The sequence below is a fragment of the Bacillus sp. FSL K6-2841 genome (assembly GCF_037976435.1).
Classification (GTDB): Bacteria; Bacillota; Bacilli; order Bacillales; family Bacillaceae; genus Bacillus; species Bacillus pumilus.
Window position 1 is genome coordinate 3,044,401 of record NZ_CP150266.1, and the last position, 21,837, is coordinate 3,066,237.

Genomic DNA, 21,837 nt, shown 5'->3' on the forward strand with positions numbered 1-21,837 from the left:
TTTTGTCAAGCTGATATGGCATAAGTGAGTCCATTCATTTCAGCGTAATAGAAAACCTTCGAAGTCTTAGAAGGGCTGGTACCGAAGCTGAACGAATTCGACTTTTACGAACGTCAGACACCAAATGCGAGGGTTTGCCTACACGCTGACAGACTCATGATTGAGTCTGTTTCGTCTTCATCCATTGATCAATCGACCGCAATGCTTTATCGGTTCCACCTGCTGTTTGGAAGCTTTCTTCAATTTTTTCGATTCCAGCACGGTACGTATTACTTTCCAGAACAGATTCCACGGTTTCTCTTAGCTGCTTTGCTGTCAGTTGATCTTTATCAAGTGCACGGGCAGCAGATAGCTCGGTCAGTCTTTGTGCGACCATCGGCTGATCTTTGTCGATCGGAATGACGACCATCGGAACGTGATAATGAATGCCTTCATTGACACTATTCATTCCGCCATGCGTCACAAACACATCTGTCAGCTCAAGCACTTCAAGCTGCGGCACATAAGGCTCGATCAGAAAATGAGAAGGTGCTTCTTTCAAGAGAGATCGATCTACTTTTTCACCTGTTGCGAGCACCACTTTTCCATCAAAATCGGCAAAGGCATCAATACACATATTAAAAAATGCTTCTGTATCCCCAAGAACGGTGCCCATCGAAATAAAGACGACTTTTTCTTGCTCAAGTGCTTCCAGCGGGAAATCATGCTGATCTGCCCTTTTTAGAAAGCTCGGTCCAATGAAAACAAATGAGTCGTTTACTGCATCAACAGACGGCTGAAAATATTCACTTGTATACACGATATTCAGTTCTCCGCGATTTTTCATGAATTGCATCAAACGCGTTGGCTGAACGCCAAAGCGCTCTTGTATGCTTTCTAACAGATGATCGGCTTTCTCATCCTTTCTGTATAGTGGTGTATCAAAATGCGCCTCTTGCAGCACAAAAGATGGGTTTGAACCGATCCCTGGAATTTGTAAGTAATCTCGAACAAGCTCTCCTGCCCCAAACATATCAAAATAGACAAAATCAAATGAATGCTGCTGAGAAAGTGTTTCCACCACCTCTAAAATATCAAATGATGTTTGTAGCATGGCATGAAAGAACGGCTGCATGGAATTGAGATTTCCTTCATCCACATGTAATGTCCGAATATAGTCTGGATGTTTATGTACGTGAGCGCCTAAGCGTTTGATTCGTTCCTCATAATGTACAGTTGTGACCGCATGCACTTCATCTCCACGATCCGCCCAAGCTTTGATAATCCCTAACATAGGATTCACATGCCCTTCAGCAGGAAATGTAATCAATAAAATCTTCGCCACAAGAAACCCCTCCTCATTGTCAATTCTCTTCCATGTTAATCATATACAGCCAGCAGGCTCAACAAATACGCCTGTAAAGGGAAGAAATGAGTCTTATGGCTAGTAATTTAAGAGGTTAACAGAAAAAATAACAAAGCATGCAGTTATGTGCTTTGTTATTTTTTAAGTAGTATTTCTTTAAATTCTGCAGATTGCCTTTCCATAGTAATCGGATTGCATAGATAAATTCTTGTTTTACTGCTTTATTTTTCTTTGATACTACCCTATATTGTGATACCAAGATCTTTATTAACTTTAAAGGTTCTGAGACATCTATTGTCATAGAACCTTTAACTTAATACTTTAGGATTTATTCAAAGCACGCTGAATACACATTTCCTATATTGAAAAATTCAAGCAGTGCTCTTTTTGCTTCAGGGCTAGCTTTTTTCGCGGCTTTATTTACTGCTATTTTTACTGCGTTCCGCTTACTCTTTCCAGACTGTCTGGCGGCTTTATAAGCTGGAATCAATGTTTTAACAAATTTTGTTGCGCCTCCTGCAGCTTTTATGGCTGACTTAACTTTTGCGATTTTTGCTATCGGTATAACATTGGTTATAATGGCTGTTCCAACTGCAGATATACACCCCACTACACCCAAAGTTACAATTTCACTATGTCGTTGAACAGGGATATTTGAGTTCTCTTGCAACCATTTAACGACCGCTCCATCTCCTTCCGCAATAACGCTGTCAGGTAAAGCTTCAATCGCCAATAAAACTTCTAGCAACTCTTGATACTCTTCATCCACCTCTGAACTAGGACTAATTGCTGTTGAATTTGCTGTGAAAATCGTTGAAAATAACAGAAAAAGAGCTGTTATTAAGCATATAGCGCCCTTCTTTCGAAAAACAACTTGCATCCAATATACCCCTTTCTTGTTTATTTTTGCATACGCGGTAAAAATATCATATTATACTAATTGTTTCAATTTATAGATTCATATTGGAGGGATATTTTGTGAAAGTTTTAGAGAAATACAGTTATTTAATCATCATTCTTTGCTTATTAGCAATGGTAGTGACAAACTTCACCGTAGATGATAATACAATAAAAAATAGTGTATCAATTATAGGATTTATCATTGTTCTTCTTACAATTATACCTGTGGCTATTTACAAGAAGAATCAAAAAAGGTAGGTATGCCCGCTTTATTCTTCAGTAGATGGAGACAACTGCGAGTATGGATTGAATTAATTTTCTATTCAAAAACAAGCAATAAACCCCTCTCTTAAAGTAAAAAGGGGTTTATTTTTATTATAATCGAGTTGATTCTGTTGACTCTACTATTCCAGTATCTACTCGATTTAACACCTTGATAACTCGTAGATAACAGCAGCCCATTCCTTCTAATTTTCCCAATAAAAATTCACTCTTTAGTAACCAGTAATGAAAAAAGAACCTTTTAGGGTGCTTTGTAACCGCAAGTGTTCTCTATTCGCGTTTTGCACTTTCATTCTCTTTCTGCTCAAATATCATTAGCAATGATCAACATGATCATTTTTCACTTACTTACCCTATCCTTATTGGAAGTGAACGATAAATTACGATTGAACACAAAAACCCCCTCTCCATCTGAAGAGGGGGTTTTAAAGGACCTTTATCAATCTTAGACAAGGTCAAGTACGCGCTCGGAGGGATTCGAACCCCCGGCAGACGTGGTACCGGAAACCACCGCTCTATCCAACTGAGCTACGAGCGCATGATATGTTTTTGAACGTCAGCATATCAAATTATAAGGGAAATGCTGCAAGAAAGCAATGATATTCTGATGACTTCAAAGAAGAAGCCTGCACCGAAAAGATGCAGACATGTCTACTTATGCACTTTTAACAGATGCAATAATTTTTCGTTCCATGTTTTCATTTACTTCATCCACTGTTTTGACAAGACAAATAATCCCATCAATAAATGGCCAAATGAACAATGTCAACCATCCTAGTAGAAGCATGGTCACTGCATAGCCTTTCTTTTCATCAAGATAAAAACGATGAACGGCAATCGCTCCAAGGAACCACCACAAAATAAATACAACTAATTTCGACTTTTTTTTGGCTTGAAGTTCAGTTGATACAACAATACGCTGTTGATCAGTCAAACTACTTTTCTCCAAAAGATTATCCACTCTTTTTCCTTCTTTCTGACTATATATAATAATAACATAGGTAATATTACCTCATAACAGAAAGTTTTACCATATTTTTTTAAACTTTTCCATGGTTTAAGAAAATAAATTTTTGGGAAAAATAACATGTGCATGTCGAATTTTTTGATTGCGTTTTGTTTGACCTTTATTGACCAAAAATGTATCATTGAATTACATACTTACCTAAAAGGTGAAGGAGGAACATTATGAATTTAATACCTACAGTCATTGAGCAAACAAATCGTGGGGAAAGAGCTTACGACATTTATTCTCGTCTTTTAAAAGACCGTATTATCATGCTTGGTTCTGCGATCGATGACAATGTTGCCAACTCCATCGTGTCACAGCTGCTTTTCTTAGAAGCTGAAGATCCAGAAAAAGATATTTCTATCTACATTAACAGCCCTGGCGGTTCAATCACAGCTGGTATGGCCATTTACGATACGATGCAATTTATTAAACCAAAGGTATCAACCATTTGTATTGGTATGGCTGCATCTATGGGTGCGTTCCTGCTTGCTGCTGGTGAAAAAGGTAAGCGTTATGCCCTTCCAAACAGTGAAGTCATGATTCACCAACCACTAGGTGGTGCCCAAGGTCAAGCAACAGAAATTGAAATTGCGGCAAAACGAATCCTTTCTTTACGTGATAAACTGAACCAAGTACTTGCTGAACGTACTGGTCAGCCAATTGAAGTCATTGAGCGCGATACAGATCGTGACAACTTCAAAACAGCGGAAGAAGCACTTCAATACGGACTCATTGACAAAGTCTTGACCCGTAACTCAGAAGAACAAAAATAATATGACAAAACAAACCGTCTGCTCCTTGAACAGACGGTTTTTTGTGTTGAAAACACGCTTTACGACAGCTCCGTCCATTTCTGCTGAAGAGTTGGTGTTCGATAAGAAGACATCTGCGTGATTAATTCCTCCGGTTCGCTCGAGGCATGTAACAATTGGAGATGTGATTCATTCGAAAAACCTTCCTGTATACTAAACTTCACCATGTCTATGAGCGGATTGAAATAGTCATTCACTTGATATAAGCCGATTGGCTTTTGGTGAATACCGATTTGTGCCCAGCATAGCACCTCAAATAATTCTTCATATGTACCAAAGCCGCCTGGCATCGCAATAAATCCATCAGCCAGCTCACTCATTTTCGCTTTTCGTTCATGCATTCCTGTTACTTCGATTAACTCTGTCAGCTCTTGATGCACAACTTCTCCTCTAAAAAGCCCTTTAGGCATAACCCCAATGACTTGCCCGCCATGTCTTAAGACCTCATCTGCAATGGCACCCATCAATCCAATTCGTGAACCGCCATATACAAGACGGATGTCTTGCTCTGCCATATAAGTTCCCAGCTCTACAGCCTTTTCTTTGTAGACGTCCTTCACGCCTGGATTCGAACCAGCAAACACACAAATCGTTTTCATCAAAACAGCTCCATCTCTCTCTATGATTACTTCACCCACTCATTCTACTATAATTGTTTTTAAAAAAACAGCCGCTTCATCTATATATAGTGTAAAATCAAAAGGTGCACACCATATAAGGAGCTGTATAAAGAGAATGCAAACAAATGAGATGGAGAAATGGATCAAGGATTTTTACAAAAAGAGAAATTGGACAGAATACGGACCGTTTATCCGATTAGGGTTCCTGATGGAAGAAACAGGCGAACTCGCTCGCGCTGTTAGAGCCATTGAAATCGGACGTGACCGGCCTGACGAGCAAAAACAAAACTCATCTGAGTTGAAGAAAGAACTCGTTGAAGAAATGGGAGATGTATTAGGAAATCTACTCATTTTAGCCGATCTCTATGATGTCACAGTAGAAGAGATTTTCTCCTCTCATCAACAGAAACTCACAAAGCGTTTTTCAGAACTGAAAAGCACGTGACCACATCGTCACGTGCTTTTTTCCACCTCTATAGATGCTGTGGTGAAATATCATCTGTTCGTTCAAAGAAATGCTGTTTTCCAATATGATGGAAAAGACCTGTCCGACGCAAAAGCTCTTTCGGCTGTGATTGAAGTCCGACAATCATCAGCTTACCATTATGATTCTTTAACCGATTGGAGATATTCATCAGCACCGCTTCTGCTGATGTGTCCATATAATTGACTTTATTCATGAGCAGAATGAGCGTTTTCGGCTTTGTCTGAACATGGTCCAGAATCGAGTTTTCGAGTGAATCTGTTGTTCCGAAAAACAACGGCCCTTCAATGGCGTACATACTGATGCCTTGCTGGTCTGTCTGTTTTTCTAAAGCAGCTGCTGTTTCCATTTGGGGAACCGCAATGTTTGGATGAATGCTCGTTGTCTGGCTCATTTTCTTGATAAAAGCGATAAAGGCTAAAATGAGCCCAGCGGTGACGCCAATAATCAAATCACCGATGACCGTCAGCAGGAAGGTTACAACAAGTACAAGTGAATCCGCATTTTTCACTTTTACAATATTGATAAACTCTTTTTTCTCACTCATATTCCAAGCCACAAACATCAAAATCGGTGCCATCGCAGCAAGTGGAATCATCGACGCATATGGTGCAAACAGCATTAAGATGAGCAAGACGACGACACCATGCACGACACCTGAAATCGGGCTTACTCCACCATTTTTAATATTTGTTGCCGTACGGGCAATCGCCCCAGTCGCCGGAATTCCTCCGAACAGCGGTGCCGCCATATTGGCAATTCCTTGCCCGACAAGCTCCTTATTGCTGTCATGCTTTGAGCCTTTCATATTGTCTGCGACCATTGCGGATAAAATTGATTCCACGCCGCCTAAAAGCGCAATGACAATCGCTGGAGGGAGAAGGTATATCATTTTTTCAATCGTTACTTCAGGAAAAGCAAAGCTTGGCAACTGACGAGGAATTTCCCCATATGCCGAGCCGATCGTTTCAACTTGTCCTTGAAAAAAGAGAACTGCTAGAAACGTTGAAGCCAATAGACCTAATAGAGCACCAGGTATTTTAGGAATGTATTTTTGTGCCGCCAAAATCACAATAAGCCCAATCACAGCTGTAATGATGGCAAGACTGTTTGTGGTACCGAGATGGACCACAATTTCTCTCATATTGAGGAAAAAGCTTTCATGCTTTTCAACACCTTTTAATCCGAGGAAGTTGGCAATCTGCCCTGAAAAAATAATGACAGCAATGCCAGCAGTAAAGCCGATGATAACCGGACGAGGAATAAATTTCATGAGCTTCCCTAGCTTGAATATCCCGAATAATACAAGCATACACCCTGCCATAAAACCGGCAATGAGTAAGTTTTCGATACCGTATTGGCTGACGATACCAAATAAAATCGGAACAAACGCCCCAGTCGGCCCGCCGATCTGATACTTTGAACCACCAAACAATGAAATCAAAATGCCGGCAACGATGACTGTGTATAATCCATATTCTGGTCCGACACCAGATGCAATGGCAAAAGCCATTCCTAAAGGAATTGCCACAACGCCCACGACAAGCCCAGCGATTAAATCACGTCTAAACTTTGATGAATCATATCCTTCAAATCTTCCATAAAAACGCATGGTATGTGTTGGCCTCCTTCAAGTATGTGTAGATGATTTAGGTATACTGCGCGTCAATCTGTTTATCTTTCACAACGACATCCAGTTTTCCCGTTGCTGGATGAATGACAAGTCCATGAACAGACACATCACTTGGCATCAATGGATGCTCTTTGACCAATTTCACACTTTGAGACACGCTCTCTTCAACCGAATCAAAGCCTGTCAGCCATCCCTTTAAATCAACTCCTGAGTTTTTCACGATGCTCAAACATTTCTCTTCAATGCCGCGTGCTTTCGCCTTTTCAAGTAAAGGCTCTGCCGCAAGACCTGCCATTCCGCATTCATGATGTCCTACAATGCATACCTCTTCTGCCTTTAGCTCATAGATAGCTAATAGAATACTCCTCATCACACTGCCAAAAGGATGTGTGACGATGGCGCCCGCATTTTTAATGATCTTTGCATCACCGTTGCGCAGCCCCATGGATTGCGGCAATAATTCCAAAAGACGTGTATCCATACAAGTTAATATAACGAGTTTCTTTTCAGGAAATTTCCCCGCTTTGTAAGGCTCATAATGTCTCTCATGTACGAACTCTGAATTGTGCTGAAGAATCTGTTCTAATTTTAATCCCATCTTGCCATCTCCCATCTTTTTATAAATCACGTAAGCTACTGCCCGTCCTCCTTTTCTTTCGTGTGTTCTCAAGCATAAAGATGAAAAATGATAGAAAAAAAAGAAAAAAATGAGAAAACGATGAGAAGAAATGTGATCATTTTCTCTCATTTACGCTTCATCGCAAGGGGGACGCGGTCTTCCTTTCAATCTATCGTTCTCTGCTCGGCAAAAGACGATGAAATGGTTTAGTAGAAAATGACCTTCCCGTTTAATATGTTTCAAATATAATCATTTTTCTATCAAAAAATCTCGATCTTTTTTCCAGTTTGTCAGATAATCTCTCAGAAAAACCGGCTTTTTCATATGTCACATCTCCCATTAGCTGATTTCCATCTAAGTAAAAAATGCATCAGATGGCATATGAATAACCTTTTTCACTAAGAAATTGTCTCTCTTTTCCGTTATTTTAGTATATTAAATATTGAGCAGATAACCTTCAGACGTGTTTAGCCTAAATGGTTGCTTTATAATAAAAGGAGCAAGATGATCATGTGAGAGGAGCGAGTTGACAGTGAAACCACACATTTTTGTCGCCAAACCATTACCTGCCCCATTTGAGGAAATACTAAAGGAACATTGTACATACGAGGTGTGGCAATCAAAAGACCCCATTCCAAAAGATATTTTATTTCAAAAACTGCAGCATGCTGATGGTCTTTTAACGTCTGGGACGAAAATCGATCAAGAGCTATTAGATCATGCACCAAAACTCAAAGTAGTGAGCAACAACTCAGTTGGCTATGACAACTTCGATATAGAAGTGATGAGGCAAAGAGGCGTAATTGGAACACACACGCCTCATACACTCGACCATACTGTGGCTGACCTTGCATTTTCACTCATTCTTTCCTCTGCGCGAAGAATTGCCGAGCTTGATCGTTTTATCCGTGAGGGGGAATGGACGAAATTTGTACAGGAAGAGGATATCTTTGGCATCGATGTCCATCATCAAACACTTGGCATTATTGGCATGGGACGAATCGGAGAGCAAGTCGCCAAACGAGCTTCACATGGTTTTGATATGAATGTCCTGTACCATAACCGCAGCCGGAATGAAAAGGCTGAATCAGCATATGGCGCTTTATATTGCACACTTGATGACCTGCTAAAGCAAGCTGATATCATTGTGTTGATTACACCGCTGACCGATGAAACGTATCATATGATTGGTGAACGAGAATTGAAGTTAATGAAGCAATCGGCTTTATTCGTAAACATCTCCCGCGGGAAAACAGTGGACGAAAAAAGCCTCATTCAAGCGCTTCAAGAGGGGTGGATCAAAGGCGCAGGTCTTGATGTCTTTGAACATGAACCGCTTCAGGAGAATCATCCTTTCAAAGAAATGAACAATGTCACCCTTGTTCCTCACATCGGTTCCGCTACTGAAACAACGCGGGATCTTATGCTGAAACGAGCCATTCATAATGTGATTCATGGAATTGATGGCAAAGCCCCTGTAGATATTGTAAAAGAGCTTGCTTCATCTTAATCGGAAAAGACGCAGGATTCAGAGCTGCGTCTTTTTATTTATTTCATCAGAAGGGTATCAGGAGAAAAGCCTCATTTTAGCAAAGATCCTGTTTCTTTACATTTCCTTCATGTTCGGGTGCTATAATATGAGGTAGACAAGCATCAAGAGGACAGCTTCCGATTTCCTTAATAGGAGGATGAAGATGAAAAAAATCAGTTCGGTTTTTACTATGTTTGCTCTGATCGCTGCTATTCTGTTTTCTGGTTTTATTCCGCAGCAAGCCTATGCTGAAACACCACTTACACCGACCGCCACAAATGAAACAGCTTCTATTCAACTGACATCAGATGTTCATACCCTTGCCGTCATTAATACGTTTGATGGTGTAGCAGATTATTTGATTCGCTACAAACGACTTCCTGATAACTACATCACAAAATCACAAGCAAGTGCGCTTGGATGGGTGGCATCAAAGGGAAATCTAGCAGAGGTTGCCCCAGGCAAAAGCATCGGTGGAGATGTATTTTCTAACCGGGAGGGACGTCTTCCTTCAGCAAGCGGCAGAACATGGCGCGAGGCCGATATCAACTATGTCTCAGGCTTCCGCAATGCTGACCGCCTCGTGTATTCAAGCGACTGGCTCATTTATAAAACAACAGACCATTACGCGACATTCACGCGTATTCGTTGATCATTGAAAAAAGACAGCCCAATACGATGAGCTGTCTTTTTTATGATATTTGCTTGCAGACTGGACTGAGAGTTCGTTTCAAAACAAATTGATCATGATCCAACGAGATATATCGCTATAACCTTCTTATTCGTGTTATTTTCAACATAAAATAAACAGAATATTAAGTTAATTATTCTTTTAAATCAATTAGTTTAATATTTTATATCGTTTATTTTGTTCACCTTTAGTTGTTCATCTTCAATCATATTTTCACTACGTGCAATACAGAGTGTACTTACTACGTCACCTGTAACGTTAAGTGAGGTGTGCCCCATATCGATGATTCTATATATCCCAGCAATCATTCCAACTATCTCCATAGGGAGTCCCAATGTAGTTAACAGCATAATCGTCATAACAATACCGCCTCCAGGAATGCCGGGCGATCCAACTGATATTAAAGTTGTCATTAATATGACTAGTAATTGCTGGCTAATTGGCATTTCAATTCCATATATTTGGGATACAAATATGATGGCAGCAGAGTAATAAACAACGGCACCATTCATATTCATCGTTGCTCCAATAGGAAGAGTAAATTGTGCTAGTTCCTCTTTCACCTTAAAATCTTCTTTCGTCACAGAAATAGTAACAGGTAAAGTTCCAGAACTGCTTGTCGTACTCGCAGTGACCACCCAAATTTTACCGATCGATTTAAAGAACTTAGATAATGGAATTTTCGCTATGAATTTTAACATAAACAAGTACATAAAAATGATGACAGAAATCAAACCTATATAATCAACTAAAATAAATTTGCCCAAAGGTCCAAATATTTTCAAACCATATTCCCCAATCGTACAAGCCATTAATGCAGCCACACCTATTGGTGAAAACGACATGATGATTCCTGTCATTTTATACATTACTTGTGTACCCTCTTCAAAAAAATGTCTAAGGGTTACTGATTTGCTTCCTATTAAAACGATGGATATCCCCAAAAAAATAGAAAAGATGATAATTTGCATGAGATTTCCTTCTGCTAAAGCCTGAACAGGATTTGATGGAAATAGACCTAATATCGTCTCTCCAAAAGTAGGAATATTTGCAGCTTTATATTCAGATGATGTCTTGATACTATCAATATCTATTCCATTCCCTGGTTTGAATAAATGCGCAACCAAAAGACCTATTCCACCTGCTATTAAAGTCGTTCCGATATAATAAATCAAAGTCTTTGTTCCAATTTTCTTTAATTTTTGAACATCACCAATACTAAAAATTCCAGAGGTGATGGAGAAAAAAATGAGTGGAACAACTATCATTTTAATGAGAGTTAAGAATATATCCCCAATAGGTTTAATGATTAATATTTTTTCTTTAAAGATTAAACCTAACACTATTCCGATGACAAACCCAATAAATACTTTTGTACCGAGACCTAATTTCTTCATTAGTAGTTCCCCCTATTTAATGAGTTTGCTCATTCTCTTAGTGTTAGATAACTCTTTTGTTATACATAAAAATTGATCAATATCCTCTTCTGTATGACAATGGAACGGAGAAACCCTTATCGCACCCGTTAGTCCAATGGCTTCGAGTATACGTTTTGAGTAGACACTAGTATTCACTCTTTCATAAACGGTAATTCCTCTATCTTGATATTCCTTTCTCAGTTGTTCATCATCTCTCCCCTCAATTCCCATCGCAACAATGAGATCTCTTTTCGTTAAATCAGGATAATCCGCAAAAACTTTTACGTTCTCCATATATCTCAATCCCTCGATCTTTTCACTACCTTCAAGAAGTCTATGGAGTAGTGCTCTTTCGTGAAGAACTATTTTTTCCATACCCTTTAGATACCTATCTCTTCTAGACATTTCTTCAATACAGTCGTATGAACCCAGCCAGCATACATAGTCGACAACAGCTGAAATGGACGCAAAGAGCGAAGGTGTTGGTGAACCAAGTTCCCATTCACTATCATCTTTTGCTATTAATTTTTGATGTGGAAGTTTCGATAATCTTTCTGAAACATAGGCTAATCCAATACCTCTTGACGCCATAAACTTATATGGTGCAAAGTTTGCTCCGTCTATACCAAGCTTTTCTACATTAATAGTTCCATGCGGCATATGCTGAACGACGTCAACAATAATATATAAATCTGGTTTTTTCTTTCTAGCAGCATTTATAATTCCTTCAAGATCCATGATATTTCCTGAAATATTACTGGAAGCAATGACACTTAACAAAATCGTATTCTCGTCAATTTTAGCAGCGATCGCTTCAGGATCAACAAACCCTGTCTTGACATTTGCTTTAGCAATTCTAAATTCTTTATTGTTCTTTTGACAGTAAAATTCTAATGAATCATAAGCAGAAGGATGTTCAATATTAGTCGTGACTGCATTCGTTCCTTCAACATTTTCAATAATAGTTGATACCATTTTAAACATTGCTTGAGATGCTGTTAAATCCGTTATCAAAGAACCGGACTTAGCCCCGAACATGACACTCAACACATCATTCTTACATTTGTCCATCATGTCATTCAGATCTGCTGCCCTTTGATGGTACCTTTCTGGACAATCCGGTAACAAATCAATCTTTTCTTTCACCATAATAGCTTCCTTTAGTCTTAAAGAGCCTCCTGAATTATCAAAAAAAAGTCTTTCCCCATAGTCAGGATCGAATGATAGAAACGAGAATTTTTCACGCAATTCCTTTAACAGATGCTGATCCATTAATTTCCCTATTTTATTATCTTTCAACATATTTCCTCCTCTACAAAACAAAAATGTTTTTAATCATTCTCAAAAAATGAAACTTGAATAATTTTCTTCAATCCTATTATTATTAAAGGTTCTTTTTTCGTCAGTTTTTTTGTAAAAAAACATGACAGATTTTTTAAAATATATACCCCTTCCAAAATTCTGATTTAATACACTTCATAGAAATTAGCATTAATAGTCAACCATATAAGCAAGCGTTTACATTTATTCATTTTTTAAAAAAAATGAAGAATTTATTTCATTTTGATTTTATCATACACAATTTGTTTTTAACAATATTTTTCGAAATATTAGAAAATTATTTTAGATTTCCTGTTCCATTATAGATCTTTGCATCTAAGATGTTTTTCTAAAATTGATCAACAGTAATTTAAAGTAAACAAATAATAACCCACCAATTAGAAAATTGGTGGGTTGTGAGTATATATGAATTATTAAATGGAAGTCACATTCTATGTAAATTACTATTTCTTTGAGTGATGCATGATTGTAATACAGCCTTTATTTCCCCCTTCTTTCAGACCCCAAAGAATTCATAATACCAATTGCACTCCTGACATTTAAACATCATATTTATTTCAAATATTCTTTTCATTAATACATACCGAAAAGGCTTATATGTTTATTAATTCTTTCTAATTTTTCCTCACTATGAGTGACTGTCGCTCGACTTACATGTGTACATATTAACTCAGCTAAAAATAATACAGGTGTGTAAGAATTGAAGAATGCATTACTATCCACTGAGACTAAAAGTAGGACATCAGCAAAATGTGCTATAGGTGCTGTGGCTTTATCAGTAATAATAACAACTTTTGCATTGATTTCTTTTGCCATTTTGGCTGCTGCAAAGTCCAGTTCAGAGTATCTTGGGAATGAAAAAATAAGGACACAATCATCCTTACTACATGAAGCTAAGGAATCAAACGGGGTAAATGAATGATTACTATTAACTACTACATTATCAATAATCTGATTGAGGAAAACTCCCATTATTTCTGTCAAACCAGTTCTAGCTCTACTGCCTAAAATATAAACTCTTCTAGCGCCAACGATATAATTGATTGCTTTGTTGAACTCTTCAGATGAATTTTTCTCTGAAATAGAATATATATTTTTTTCAAGAATTTTCAAATTGTTATTCAGTAAATCTGACTGTATCACTTTATCATAACTTAATTTTAATCTTTCAGAAGGGATAGTCACATCATCAGAAATTGCTAAGCTTTTGTCATAGTACTGCTCTCTAAGATATTTTTGAAAATCACTATATCCTGAAAAGCCTAACTTTTTCGGAAATCGAATAATCGTAGCATTACTCACTTTTAATCTATGAGCTAATTCTGTTGAAGTCACAAGACATGCTTCTCTTATATTATTTAAAATGTATTCTGCTATTTCTTCTTCCTTTTTTGTTAGTTTGGTGTTACTTATCATTGTTTTCAACGACTTTTGCGATAAATCCATTTGACATCCCTCCATGTTCCCTTATATTGATTCATTATATTAGGGGAATAGAATGATTAAAAGCACTAAGTATTTTTATAAGAAGTTCTCAATTTCATGATACAGCACGATACTAAATCTCAATTGAGATGATAGATGGGATTTTAATGTAATGCACATTTTTACAGGAATTATGAGCGGTGAGTCATACGCATAAAAAGGGGGTTGAATAGCCGGCCGAGGATGAAACTTTCGTGAGTACGACAGCGGGGAGACAGCCCGATCAAACGGACTGTCTCTACACTATCATGATTTAGGCGCAAGATGTGTTTGTACGTATGCTTCAAAAGGTTGCAGAAGCGGTTTTTTCAATACTTCTTCCTGTTCATGTATCGTAACATGATCCTCTGTCACGACAACACGTCCTGTTGGTGTGAGTTTGGATGCAAGCGGCCTTTTGTTAAAAGGAGAAGCTTCATTTTCATAAATCTGCTTTCTCATTTGGACCAATGTAGGCTCACTCACCTCTTCTAATGTGAATGCATAGCCTGTTTCAGCGCCTTCTCCTCTATCCAATTGGAGAAGATGCGTACCTTTTTCAGTTTTCTCTTCTTTGACTCGAAACCGAATAGACGCTCCTTCCACCCATTCCTCAGTAAAGGGTACAGGCTGGAGAGGTAAATTCACACCAAAACCCGCATCAATCAGATACCGTTCGCTGTGATGATTCAATGTCATGGCTACGTGCGTACCATCAATTGCCCATGTGCCAGCTTCCTTGTTATACACGGTCCCTTGAACGAGCTGTACAGCGAGTCCTGCCTCTTTTAACACATAATATAAAAGAGGATTGAGATCGTAACAAAGACCTCCTCTGTTGCTTTCAAGAAGATGCTGCTTCAACCCTTCTTGATTCAAGGCATAGGATTGTTTGTTCAGCACAGATCTATTTTCAAATGGAAAGGTGTAGGCCATCTTTTTTAATAATGCAGGCAGGTCATCAAAGGTGATGGACTGTCCTTCATATCCGATCTTCTGCAAAAATGCTGATTGCATCATGTTCATTCCCTTCTAAAAAAACTGAGTCTGTGAAGAGACTCAGTTTTCTTGATTGATAAAATCCGTTAACGCATCAATAGCTTCTTGTTCATCCGCACCATCTGCTATCAGTTTGACAGTGACCCCAGAGCTGATCGCAAGGCTCATGAGACCCATAATGCTCTTCGCATTGACTCTTTTTCCGTCCTTCTCTAGAAAAATTTCAGCCCCAAAGCGATTCGCTTCCTGTACGAACAAAGCAGCGGGACGTGCCTGCAAGCCTGTTTTCAACTGGATGGTGACCGTTTTTTCCACCATATGATCTGCCTCCCTTTTTCATTCTCCTATTTGAGTGTAACAGCTTGTCCGTTTCGTAATTGTTCTGCAATTTGATCTAGCTTTCTTAAGCGGTGATTAATGCCTGATTTGCTGATCTTGCCGCTTTCCACCATTTCTCCCAGTTCCTTTAGCGTGACCTCTTGATAGTCGACTCTCAGTTTTGCAATTTCACGCAGCTTATCTGGCAGGGCATCAAGTCCAATTTTTTCATCAATGAATTGAATGTTCTCGACCTGGCGCAGCGATGCACCAATCGTTTTATTCAAGTTGGCTGTTTCACAATTGACGAGCCGGTTCACGGAATTCCGCATATCACGGACGATCCGAACGTCTTCGAAGCGAAGAAGTGAATTATGTGCACCTACAACACTTAAGAATTCGGTAATTTTTTCGGCTTCTTTCATATATGTGATGTAGCCTTTTTTACGCTCAAGTGTTTTACTGTTGAGATGAAATTGATTCATCAGCTCACAAAGGGCATCATTGTGTTCTTTATATAGTGAAAAAATCTCAAGGTGATAGGAAGACGTTTCTGGATTATTTACAGAACCACCTGCTAAAAAAGCACCTCTCATATAGGAGCGCTTACAGCATCTTTTCTTTACAAGTTCTTCTGAAATATTGCGCTCAAATACAAATTGCTCACCTAATATTTTCAAATCCTCTAAAATGGTTTTCGCTCGTTCTACCAGTCTGACAATATACACATTATTCTTTTTTAATCTCATTTTCTTACGAACGAGCAGCTCGACTGTGACATCATATTTCTTTTTCAGCAGCGTATAAATCCGTCTTGCGATAGCTGCGTTCTCTGTTTGTATATCTAAAATTAATTTTCGATTAGAGAAAGATAATGAACCGTTCATACGGATGAGGGCAGAAAGCTCTGCTTTTGTGCAGCAGTCCTTCACGTCCAGATTAGTCAGCTCTTTTTTTGTTTCGGATGCAAATGACATCCTTGCCACCCCCATTCCTATTTTTTCTTATGCAGCAGGTCGACAAGCAGCGCAGCTACTTTCAGCGTGTCGTGACGAATCACATGCTGGTCGTATGTAATGATTTCTCCAGGAATGACTTCCAGTCCCATTGCCTTGAGTACATCTGTGTCGAACTGTACAGGCTGTGCCTGTTCTTCTGCATATTTTGCTTTGATCTCTTCTGGAATTTCTTTATTATTCACAAAAATGGTATCAATAAATGGACGAACCATATGATCGTTCAATGCCTGCACATGATCAGCTGCACTGTAGGAAAGCGTTTCCCCTGGCTGCGTCATGACATTGCAAATATACACTTTTTTCGCCTTAGAACGAATCACTTCTTCGCCAATATGCGGTACAAGCAAGTTTGGCAAAATACTTGTATACAAGCTGCCAGGTCCAAGGACGATCAAGTCGGCTTCACGAATGACTTGAATCGATTCTGGGAGCGGCTCAATCGTATCGGGTGTGAGGAATACTCGTTTAATTCGCTCACCATAGGTTGGGATTTTTGATTCTCCTGTTACCACTTGCCCATTTTCTAATTCAGCATGAAGAACAACACTTGAATTCGCTGCTGGCAAGACTTTTCCTCTCACATTTAAGACCTTGCTCATTTCTGTGACGGCATGAAAAAAATCACCGGTTATATTTGTCATGGCCGCAAGAATGAGGTTGCCAAGAGAGTGGCCTGTTAAGTCATTTCCTTTGTTAAAACGGTGCTGAAATAAGTCTTCTACAAGCGGTTCAACATCAGAGAGAGCTGCAAGGACATTCCGAATATCGCCTGGAGGCGGAATATTCAAATCATGCCGCAGTCTGCCTGAGCTTCCTCCGTCATCAGCAACCGTTACAATAGCGGTAATATCCACTGGCTTTGTTTTTAGCCCTCTGAGCAAAACAGATAAGCCAGTGCCCCCGCCAAGAATGACCACCTTTGGAAGTGTCGTCATCTATTTTCTGCTTCTCTTTTCAATGTCCCGGTGAGTGACATGAGTATAGTAGTCATTTTTAAAATACTCCGATAAGTAGTTCGCTAGCGTCACTGATCGGTGCTGTCCGCCTGTACAGCCAATAGCGATCACAAGCTGACTTTTCCCTTCTCGTTTATAGGCCGGAAGCATAAAGCTGAGAAGGTCAATTAATTTCTCTGTGAATTTTTGTGTCTCGCTCCATTTCATTACATAGGAGCGCACTTCTTCATCGTTTCCAGTCTGTGGACGCATGCTCTCAATATAGTAAGGATTCGGCAGAAATCTCACATCAAATACAAGATCAGCATCAATCGGCAGACCGTATTTAAAACCGAAGGACATCACATTCACTGTAAACACCTGCCCTTGGCTCGTGGCAAAGTGTGCGACAATTTTTTCTCGAAGCTGTTTGGGTTTTAAATCCGATGTATCAAAAATCATTTGAGCCCGGCCTTTTAACTCTTCTAACAGATCGCGTTCCATCTCGATTCCTTCGAGCGGCAAACCTGTAGTCGCAAGAGGATGCGAACGTCTCGTTTCTTTGTATCTTGAGACAAGCACCTTATCGTTTGCATCTAGAAATAATATTCTTGGTGTGATCCAGCCAAGATCACTCATTTCATCTAAGGCTGCAATTAAGCTGTCAAAGAATTCTCGTCCGCGCAAATCCATCACAAGGGCAACCTTGCTCATCTTAGAATTCGATTCCTTCATGAGTTCTAGAAACTTTGGTAAAAGTGATGGCGGCAAGTTATCTACACAGAAGTAACCTAAATCTTCAAAGCTTTGAATGGCAACGGTTTTCCCCGCACCTGACATTCCTGTAATAATCACAAGCTGAATATCTTCTTGTTTGTGCGTATTCATGCCTGCTTCCTCTCCTTCTTTATAAAAACGGTTCATATATTAGTCTCCTTGAGGATCTAACCGATAAGCAATCAATTCAAAATCAGGTGTATACGTAAAAGTACCGTGCAGAAGTCCTTTTCCCTTTAGCATGAAATCAAGAATATGAGAATCTCCTGGTGCCATCGGTAAATGCGGCACATCCTTTACTTCATGCCACTTTAAAATGCCTTCCTCTGACTCTGTCACGTTTTTTCCAGTAAATGAATCTGCCATAAAGGTAAACATCATCCACTCTTGAACGATTTGATCGCCTTCTTTTATGATAAAGGTAAAAACACCTTTTAACTGTGGATTTAAAATATAAATTCCTGTTTCTTCTCTATATTCTCGAACGACTGAATCCTTAACCGATTCTCCGCTTTCCATTTTGCCGCCCGGCGCTACCCACCAGCCCCGTCTTGGCTTTTGCAGCAAGAGAACTTGATCTTCGTGATGCAGCACACAATTGGTTACTCGTTGCATCAGCTGTCACCTACTCTTTTATGTCTTTAACTTATTATACAGGTTCATCCTGACTCCCACAATGAACATGCCCCTTCTTCACCGAAATCAGACCGAATTTCGTCTGAAAGGAGTGGCGGGCAATTTCTCTACTCTTTATTTTACAGCATCTAATGGTTCTCCATGTGTCATTTGTGAACATCTCATGAATTTCTGATTTTAAGCAAAAAAAAGGACACGGATTCTCATCCGTGCCAAACATGTATTCCTTATAAAAGGGGGTCAATTACTAGTTTTATCATAACGGAAAATTGTTTCACCCGTGTTACATTCCAGTTAAAAGCCCATGACGCTATATTAAGGATTTACGACAGCCTTTTATTTCGCTGCTTTCAGCTTTTCAGCAAGTTCTTCTACATAATGCTGTGCGCTTTGTGCGGCAATACTTCCGTCACCTGTTGCTGTCACAATTTGGCGGAGTGTTTTTTCACGAATGTCACCAGCGGCGAAAATGCCTTCCACTCTTGTTTCCATTCTTTCGTTTGTCTCGATATATCCTTCTTCATTTGTAATGCCGAGATTTTCGAATGGTTTAGATAGTGGGAGCATCCCGATATAGATAAAGACGCCGTCTGTTTTAAAATCTTCTTCTTCACCAGTCACCGTATCAATCAGGGTCACACTGCCAACTTTACCGTTTTCTTCATTGATTTGTTTAACGGTTTTGTTCCACATGAAGTCGATTTTTTCATTATCAAAAGCACGCGCTTGTAAAATGCTTTGGGCACGAAGTTTATCGCGTCTATGAACGATTGTTACTTTTGACGCAAAGCGTGTAAGGTATACGCCCTCTTCTACCGCAGAGTCTCCTCCACCAATGACGACGAGCTCTTTGTTTTTAAAGAAAGCACCGTCACATACTGCACAGTAAGAGACGCCTCGGCCGCCAAGTTCTTTTTCACCTGGTGCACCGATTTTTTTGTATTCCGCACCTGCTGAAATAATGACAGAGCGTCCTTTGTATTCTTTTGAACCGGCTTTGACGATTTTGTACTCTTCACCGTCAACGATTTCTTTGATATCGCCATATGCATACTCAGCACCGAATTTCTTCGCATGGTCAAACATTTTATTTGAAAGTTCTGGCCCTAAAATGCTTTCAAAGCCAGGATAGTTCTCGACATCTTCTGTATTAGCCATTTGACCGCCTGGAATCCCTCTTTCAATCATCAATGTTGAAAGATTTCCACGTGATGTATAAACAGCGGCTGTCATTCCGGCAGGTCCCGCTCCAATGATGATCGTATCGTAGATTTTTTCTTCTGACACAACTGTCACTCCCTCTTCAATTGCTGCTAGCATTTCTTATTAGAATGCCCTTGGGTGATGCTTCCATTCATGACAGAAAGCATCAATTCCACTCTTACTTTTATTCCTTACCCATATCCTATTAAATCTGCGGATAATAAGCGAATCATTTGCTCATATCTTCAAAAAAAGAAAAAGCTTCCTTAAACTGCTGTTTAAGGAAGCCTGTTTACGGTTATATAGTAAGTAATGATTTATTCAACGACTCTTCTTACAACGCCATTGAATGCTTTTTTCCAATAAACATTGCTCATAGAGTCAACTGAAACACCACGAGAGCTGTTATCGTTCAAGAATGTACCGTTTCCTAAGTAAATACCAACGTGTCCATTTACTTTATACGTATCAAAGAACACAAGGTCTCCGCGTTTCATGTCAGATGCACTTACAGCTCTTCCTTTACCTACAAGCGTATCTGTTGTTGTACCGCCAACTGGTCCAAGGTTGATCCCCGCTGATGCAAATGCCCAGCGAACGAATGAAGAACAGTCAAAACGACGTGCGTTAATATCAGCTTGTGATCTGCCGCCAGCCCATTTATATGGAGATTGTCCAACAATGGAAGAACCTGTGCTGATCGCACCTTCGATTCCGCCTACGTTACTGCTGACAGGTGATCCACCGCCAGTAGATGGCTTCTTGCTTGGTGAACTGCTGTTGTTATTATTATCGTTGTTGTTTGAAGATCCACTGTTACTGTTATTTGAAGATGGGTTGCTGTCGTTAGTTGAGCTGTTGTCTTCTGCTTGAACACTAGCTTGACGCTGCTGTTGTCTTTGTACTTTTTCTTCCTTTGCTTTTTGAGCTGCTTCTCTTGCTTCTTTTTCAGCTTGTTTTTGAGCAGCGATTGTTGCGTCTTTTTCAGATGCAATGCTATTAGCCTCACTATTTAATTCGCTGATTTGAGAAGAAGCACTTCCTTTTTGCTTTTTCACTTGCTTGAATAGCTTGTCTTTTTCATCAAGCTGTTTATTCAAGTCAGTTTGAAGTGTTTCAAGCTTTGCAAGTGTCTTTTGAACATCTTCAAGCTTTGTGTTTAATTCGTTTTCAGACTTTTGAAGCTCAGCTTTGTCTTTTTCTTGCTCTTTAATGATTTCGCTGTCTGCGTTGATGAGTGTAGATACTGCACCTGCACGGCTGATGAAATCGCTAAAGCTTTTCGCTCCTAGTAACACATCTATGTATTTCGTAGAACCGCCGCTTTCTTGAAGAGCACGTACACGCTTTTTCAAGAATTTGTTTCGATCTTCAATACGTTTTTCAGTATCAGCAATGTCTTTTTTCAGTGCATTGATTTCTTTTTTCGTTTGTTCATTTTCTTTTTGTTTTTCTTCGATTTGATCACTTGTTTTTAAAGCTTTCTCGTCAATTTCCTTTAGCTTTAGTGCAAGTGCCTCTTGTTTTGCTTCAAGCTTTGAAAGCTCATCTTTTTTCTTTTGAAGGTTTTTGTTGACCTCAGATTGCTTGCTGTCCAGCTCTTGTTTCTTTTGTTCAAAGTTCTGTGCGTTTGCTTCATGAGTAAATGGGATAAATAAACCGCTCGCTCCGATGACCGAAGCTAAACCGAAAGTAATAAACTTTTTCACGAATAGTTCCTCCTTTGACAATTTCCAAGCGACATTAGAAAGCAGCAAATTCTCTGCGACCAATCTGTGCTATCTATGTCTTTCTTCCT

General features: G+C 39.3%; 20 protein-coding genes, 1 tRNA gene and 1 pseudogene. 4 read left to right on the forward strand and 18 right to left on the reverse strand.

From position 1 onward, the window contains the following. Positions 1-154 precede the first annotated feature (154 nt). The 4 genes from MHH68_RS15665 to MHH68_RS15680 all read right to left on the reverse strand — a co-directional run bounded on the left by MHH68_RS15665 (position 155) and on the right by MHH68_RS15680 (position 3,488). On the reverse strand, positions 155-1,324 hold the full coding sequence (locus MHH68_RS15665) for a macrolide family glycosyltransferase (RefSeq protein ID WP_061409706.1): 1,170 nt from the start codon (positions 1,322-1,324) through the stop codon (positions 155-157). Between the two features lie 349 nt (positions 1,325-1,673). Then, positions 1,674-2,225 (reverse strand): hypothetical protein, encoded by a 552-nt coding sequence (locus MHH68_RS15670; protein ID WP_058013627.1) that lies wholly within the window; start codon positions 2,223-2,225, stop codon positions 1,674-1,676. A gap of 764 nt (positions 2,226-2,989) precedes the next feature. Further along, positions 2,990-3,065: transfer RNA gene (locus MHH68_RS15675), tRNA-Arg, on the reverse strand. Positions 3,066-3,182: 117 nt separating this feature from the next. Then, on the reverse strand, positions 3,183-3,488 hold the full coding sequence (locus MHH68_RS15680) for a TM2 domain-containing protein (RefSeq protein ID WP_050944247.1): 306 nt from the start codon (positions 3,486-3,488) through the stop codon (positions 3,183-3,185). Between the two features lie 227 nt (positions 3,489-3,715). On the opposite strand from MHH68_RS15680, the gene clpP reads away from it, so the two are divergent. Next, the gene (clpP, locus tag MHH68_RS15685; protein ID WP_024719872.1) at positions 3,716-4,312 is read left to right on the forward strand and encodes an ATP-dependent Clp endopeptidase proteolytic subunit ClpP; all 597 of its coding nucleotides are present in this window, start codon (positions 3,716-3,718) and stop codon (positions 4,310-4,312) included. Positions 4,313-4,371: 59 nt separating this feature from the next. Here the strand turns inward: clpP and MHH68_RS15690 are convergent, their stop codons facing one another. Continuing rightward, on the reverse strand, positions 4,372-4,950 hold the full coding sequence (locus tag MHH68_RS15690) for a TIGR00730 family Rossman fold protein (RefSeq protein WP_058013625.1): 579 nt from the start codon (positions 4,948-4,950) through the stop codon (positions 4,372-4,374). A gap of 136 nt (positions 4,951-5,086) precedes the next feature. Here MHH68_RS15690 and MHH68_RS15695 point away from each other — a divergent pair, with 136 nt between their 5' ends. Next, positions 5,087-5,416, forward strand: a complete 330-nt coding sequence (locus MHH68_RS15695; protein WP_339163978.1) for a MazG-like family protein — start codon at positions 5,087-5,089, stop codon at positions 5,414-5,416. Positions 5,417-5,444: 28 nt separating this feature from the next. On the opposite strand, the gene MHH68_RS15700 is transcribed toward MHH68_RS15695, so the two are convergent. Both MHH68_RS15700 and MHH68_RS15705 read right to left on the reverse strand, forming a co-directional pair. Further along, complete coding sequence (locus MHH68_RS15700; protein ID WP_339163981.1) at positions 5,445-7,067, reverse strand: SulP family inorganic anion transporter; 1,623 nt, start codon at positions 7,065-7,067, stop codon at positions 5,445-5,447. A 37-nt stretch (positions 7,068-7,104) separates the two neighbouring features. Continuing rightward, positions 7,105-7,686: a carbonic anhydrase gene (locus tag MHH68_RS15705; RefSeq protein WP_339163983.1), complete on the reverse strand. Its 582-nt coding sequence runs from the start codon at positions 7,684-7,686 to the stop codon at positions 7,105-7,107. A gap of 553 nt (positions 7,687-8,239) precedes the next feature. On the opposite strand from MHH68_RS15705, the gene MHH68_RS15710 reads away from it, so the two are divergent. Together MHH68_RS15710 and MHH68_RS15715 are read left to right on the forward strand one after the other, a co-directional pair. After that, the gene (locus MHH68_RS15710; protein ID WP_339163985.1) at positions 8,240-9,217 is read left to right on the forward strand and encodes a D-glycerate dehydrogenase; all 978 of its coding nucleotides are present in this window, start codon (positions 8,240-8,242) and stop codon (positions 9,215-9,217) included. A gap of 334 nt (positions 9,218-9,551) precedes the next feature. Beyond that, positions 9,552-9,890 (forward strand): annotated as a pseudogene (locus MHH68_RS15715) (ribonuclease); the annotation flags it as partial. A gap of 194 nt (positions 9,891-10,084) precedes the next feature. Here MHH68_RS15715 and MHH68_RS15720 read toward each other — a convergent pair. The 11 genes from MHH68_RS15720 to MHH68_RS15770 form a co-directional block, all read right to left on the reverse strand. Then, entirely contained in the window at positions 10,085-11,326 is a 1,242-nt protein-coding gene (locus tag MHH68_RS15720; protein WP_169055751.1) for a dicarboxylate/amino acid:cation symporter, read from the reverse strand. Positions 11,327-11,338: 12 nt separating this feature from the next. Next, the gene (locus MHH68_RS15725) at positions 11,339-12,649 is read right to left on the reverse strand and encodes an aminotransferase class V-fold PLP-dependent enzyme (protein ID WP_339163988.1); all 1,311 of its coding nucleotides are present in this window, start codon (positions 12,647-12,649) and stop codon (positions 11,339-11,341) included. A 612-nt stretch (positions 12,650-13,261) separates the two neighbouring features. After that, on the reverse strand, positions 13,262-14,134 hold the full coding sequence (locus MHH68_RS15730; protein ID WP_058013618.1) for a MurR/RpiR family transcriptional regulator: 873 nt from the start codon (positions 14,132-14,134) through the stop codon (positions 13,262-13,264). 285 nt (positions 14,135-14,419) lie between these two features. Next, on the reverse strand, positions 14,420-15,172 hold the full coding sequence (locus tag MHH68_RS15735) for an arylamine N-acetyltransferase (protein WP_339163991.1): 753 nt from the start codon (positions 15,170-15,172) through the stop codon (positions 14,420-14,422). Positions 15,173-15,211: 39 nt separating this feature from the next. Further along, a complete protein-coding gene (locus tag MHH68_RS15740; RefSeq protein WP_044139392.1) occupies positions 15,212-15,469 on the reverse strand; it encodes an HPr family phosphocarrier protein in 258 nt (85 codons plus the stop codon). Positions 15,470-15,495: 26 nt separating this feature from the next. Then, positions 15,496-16,446: a DNA-binding protein WhiA gene (whiA, locus tag MHH68_RS15745; RefSeq protein WP_003213321.1), complete on the reverse strand. Its 951-nt coding sequence runs from the start codon at positions 16,444-16,446 to the stop codon at positions 15,496-15,498. Between the two features lie 17 nt (positions 16,447-16,463). Next, the gene (locus MHH68_RS15750; protein WP_058013616.1) at positions 16,464-17,423 is read right to left on the reverse strand and encodes a YvcK family protein; all 960 of its coding nucleotides are present in this window, start codon (positions 17,421-17,423) and stop codon (positions 16,464-16,466) included. Next, positions 17,424-18,311 (reverse strand): RNase adapter RapZ, encoded by an 888-nt coding sequence (rapZ, locus tag MHH68_RS15755; RefSeq protein ID WP_058013892.1) that lies wholly within the window; start codon positions 18,309-18,311, stop codon positions 17,424-17,426. 39 nt (positions 18,312-18,350) lie between these two features. Next, on the reverse strand, positions 18,351-18,815 hold the full coding sequence (locus MHH68_RS15760) for an 8-oxo-dGTP diphosphatase (protein WP_003213484.1): 465 nt from the start codon (positions 18,813-18,815) through the stop codon (positions 18,351-18,353). Positions 18,816-19,172: 357 nt separating this feature from the next. Then, positions 19,173-20,123 carry a thioredoxin-disulfide reductase gene (gene trxB / locus MHH68_RS15765; protein ID WP_088001298.1) on the reverse strand — a complete coding sequence of 317 codons (951 nt, stop codon included), beginning with the start codon at positions 20,121-20,123 and terminating at the stop codon, positions 19,173-19,175. Between the two features lie 233 nt (positions 20,124-20,356). Then, complete coding sequence (locus MHH68_RS15770; protein WP_339163993.1) at positions 20,357-21,748, reverse strand: NlpC/P60 family protein; 1,392 nt, start codon at positions 21,746-21,748, stop codon at positions 20,357-20,359. Positions 21,749-21,837: the final 89 nt, after the last annotated feature.

Coding starts and splice junctions, on each gene's coding strand:
- MHH68_RS15690 (WP_058013625.1), bottom strand. CDS start 4,950: ATGAAAACGATTTGTGTGTTTGCTGGTTCGAATCCAGGCGTGAAGGAC.
- MHH68_RS15670 (WP_058013627.1), bottom strand. CDS start 2,225: ATGCAAGTTGTTTTTCGAAAGAAGGGCGCTATATGCTTAATAACAGCT.
- MHH68_RS15760 (WP_003213484.1), bottom strand. CDS start 18,815: ATGCAACGAGTAACCAATTGTGTGCTGCATCACGAAGATCAAGTTCTC.
- whiA (WP_003213321.1), bottom strand. CDS start 16,446: ATGTCATTTGCATCCGAAACAAAAAAAGAGCTGACTAATCTGGACGTG.
- MHH68_RS15735 (WP_339163991.1), bottom strand. CDS start 15,172: ATGATGCAATCAGCATTTTTGCAGAAGATCGGATATGAAGGACAGTCC.
- MHH68_RS15700 (WP_339163981.1), bottom strand. CDS start 7,067: ATGCGTTTTTATGGAAGATTTGAAGGATATGATTCATCAAAGTTTAGA.
- rapZ (WP_058013892.1), bottom strand. CDS start 18,311: ATGAATACGCACAAACAAGAAGATATTCAGCTTGTGATTATTACAGGA.
- MHH68_RS15730 (WP_058013618.1), bottom strand. CDS start 14,134: ATGGATTTATCGCAAAAGTCGTTGAAAACAATGATAAGTAACACCAAA.
- MHH68_RS15740 (WP_044139392.1), bottom strand. CDS start 15,469: ATGGTGGAAAAAACGGTCACCATCCAGTTGAAAACAGGCTTGCAGGCA.
- MHH68_RS15725 (WP_339163988.1), bottom strand. CDS start 12,649: ATGTTGAAAGATAATAAAATAGGGAAATTAATGGATCAGCATCTGTTA.
- MHH68_RS15720 (WP_169055751.1), bottom strand. CDS start 11,326: ATGAAGAAATTAGGTCTCGGTACAAAAGTATTTATTGGGTTTGTCATC.
- MHH68_RS15750 (WP_058013616.1), bottom strand. CDS start 17,423: ATGACGACACTTCCAAAGGTGGTCATTCTTGGCGGGGGCACTGGCTTA.
- MHH68_RS15705 (WP_339163983.1), bottom strand. CDS start 7,686: ATGGGATTAAAATTAGAACAGATTCTTCAGCACAATTCAGAGTTCGTA.
- MHH68_RS15695 (WP_339163978.1), top strand. CDS start 5,087: ATGCAAACAAATGAGATGGAGAAATGGATCAAGGATTTTTACAAAAAG.
- clpP (WP_024719872.1), top strand. CDS start 3,716: ATGAATTTAATACCTACAGTCATTGAGCAAACAAATCGTGGGGAAAGA.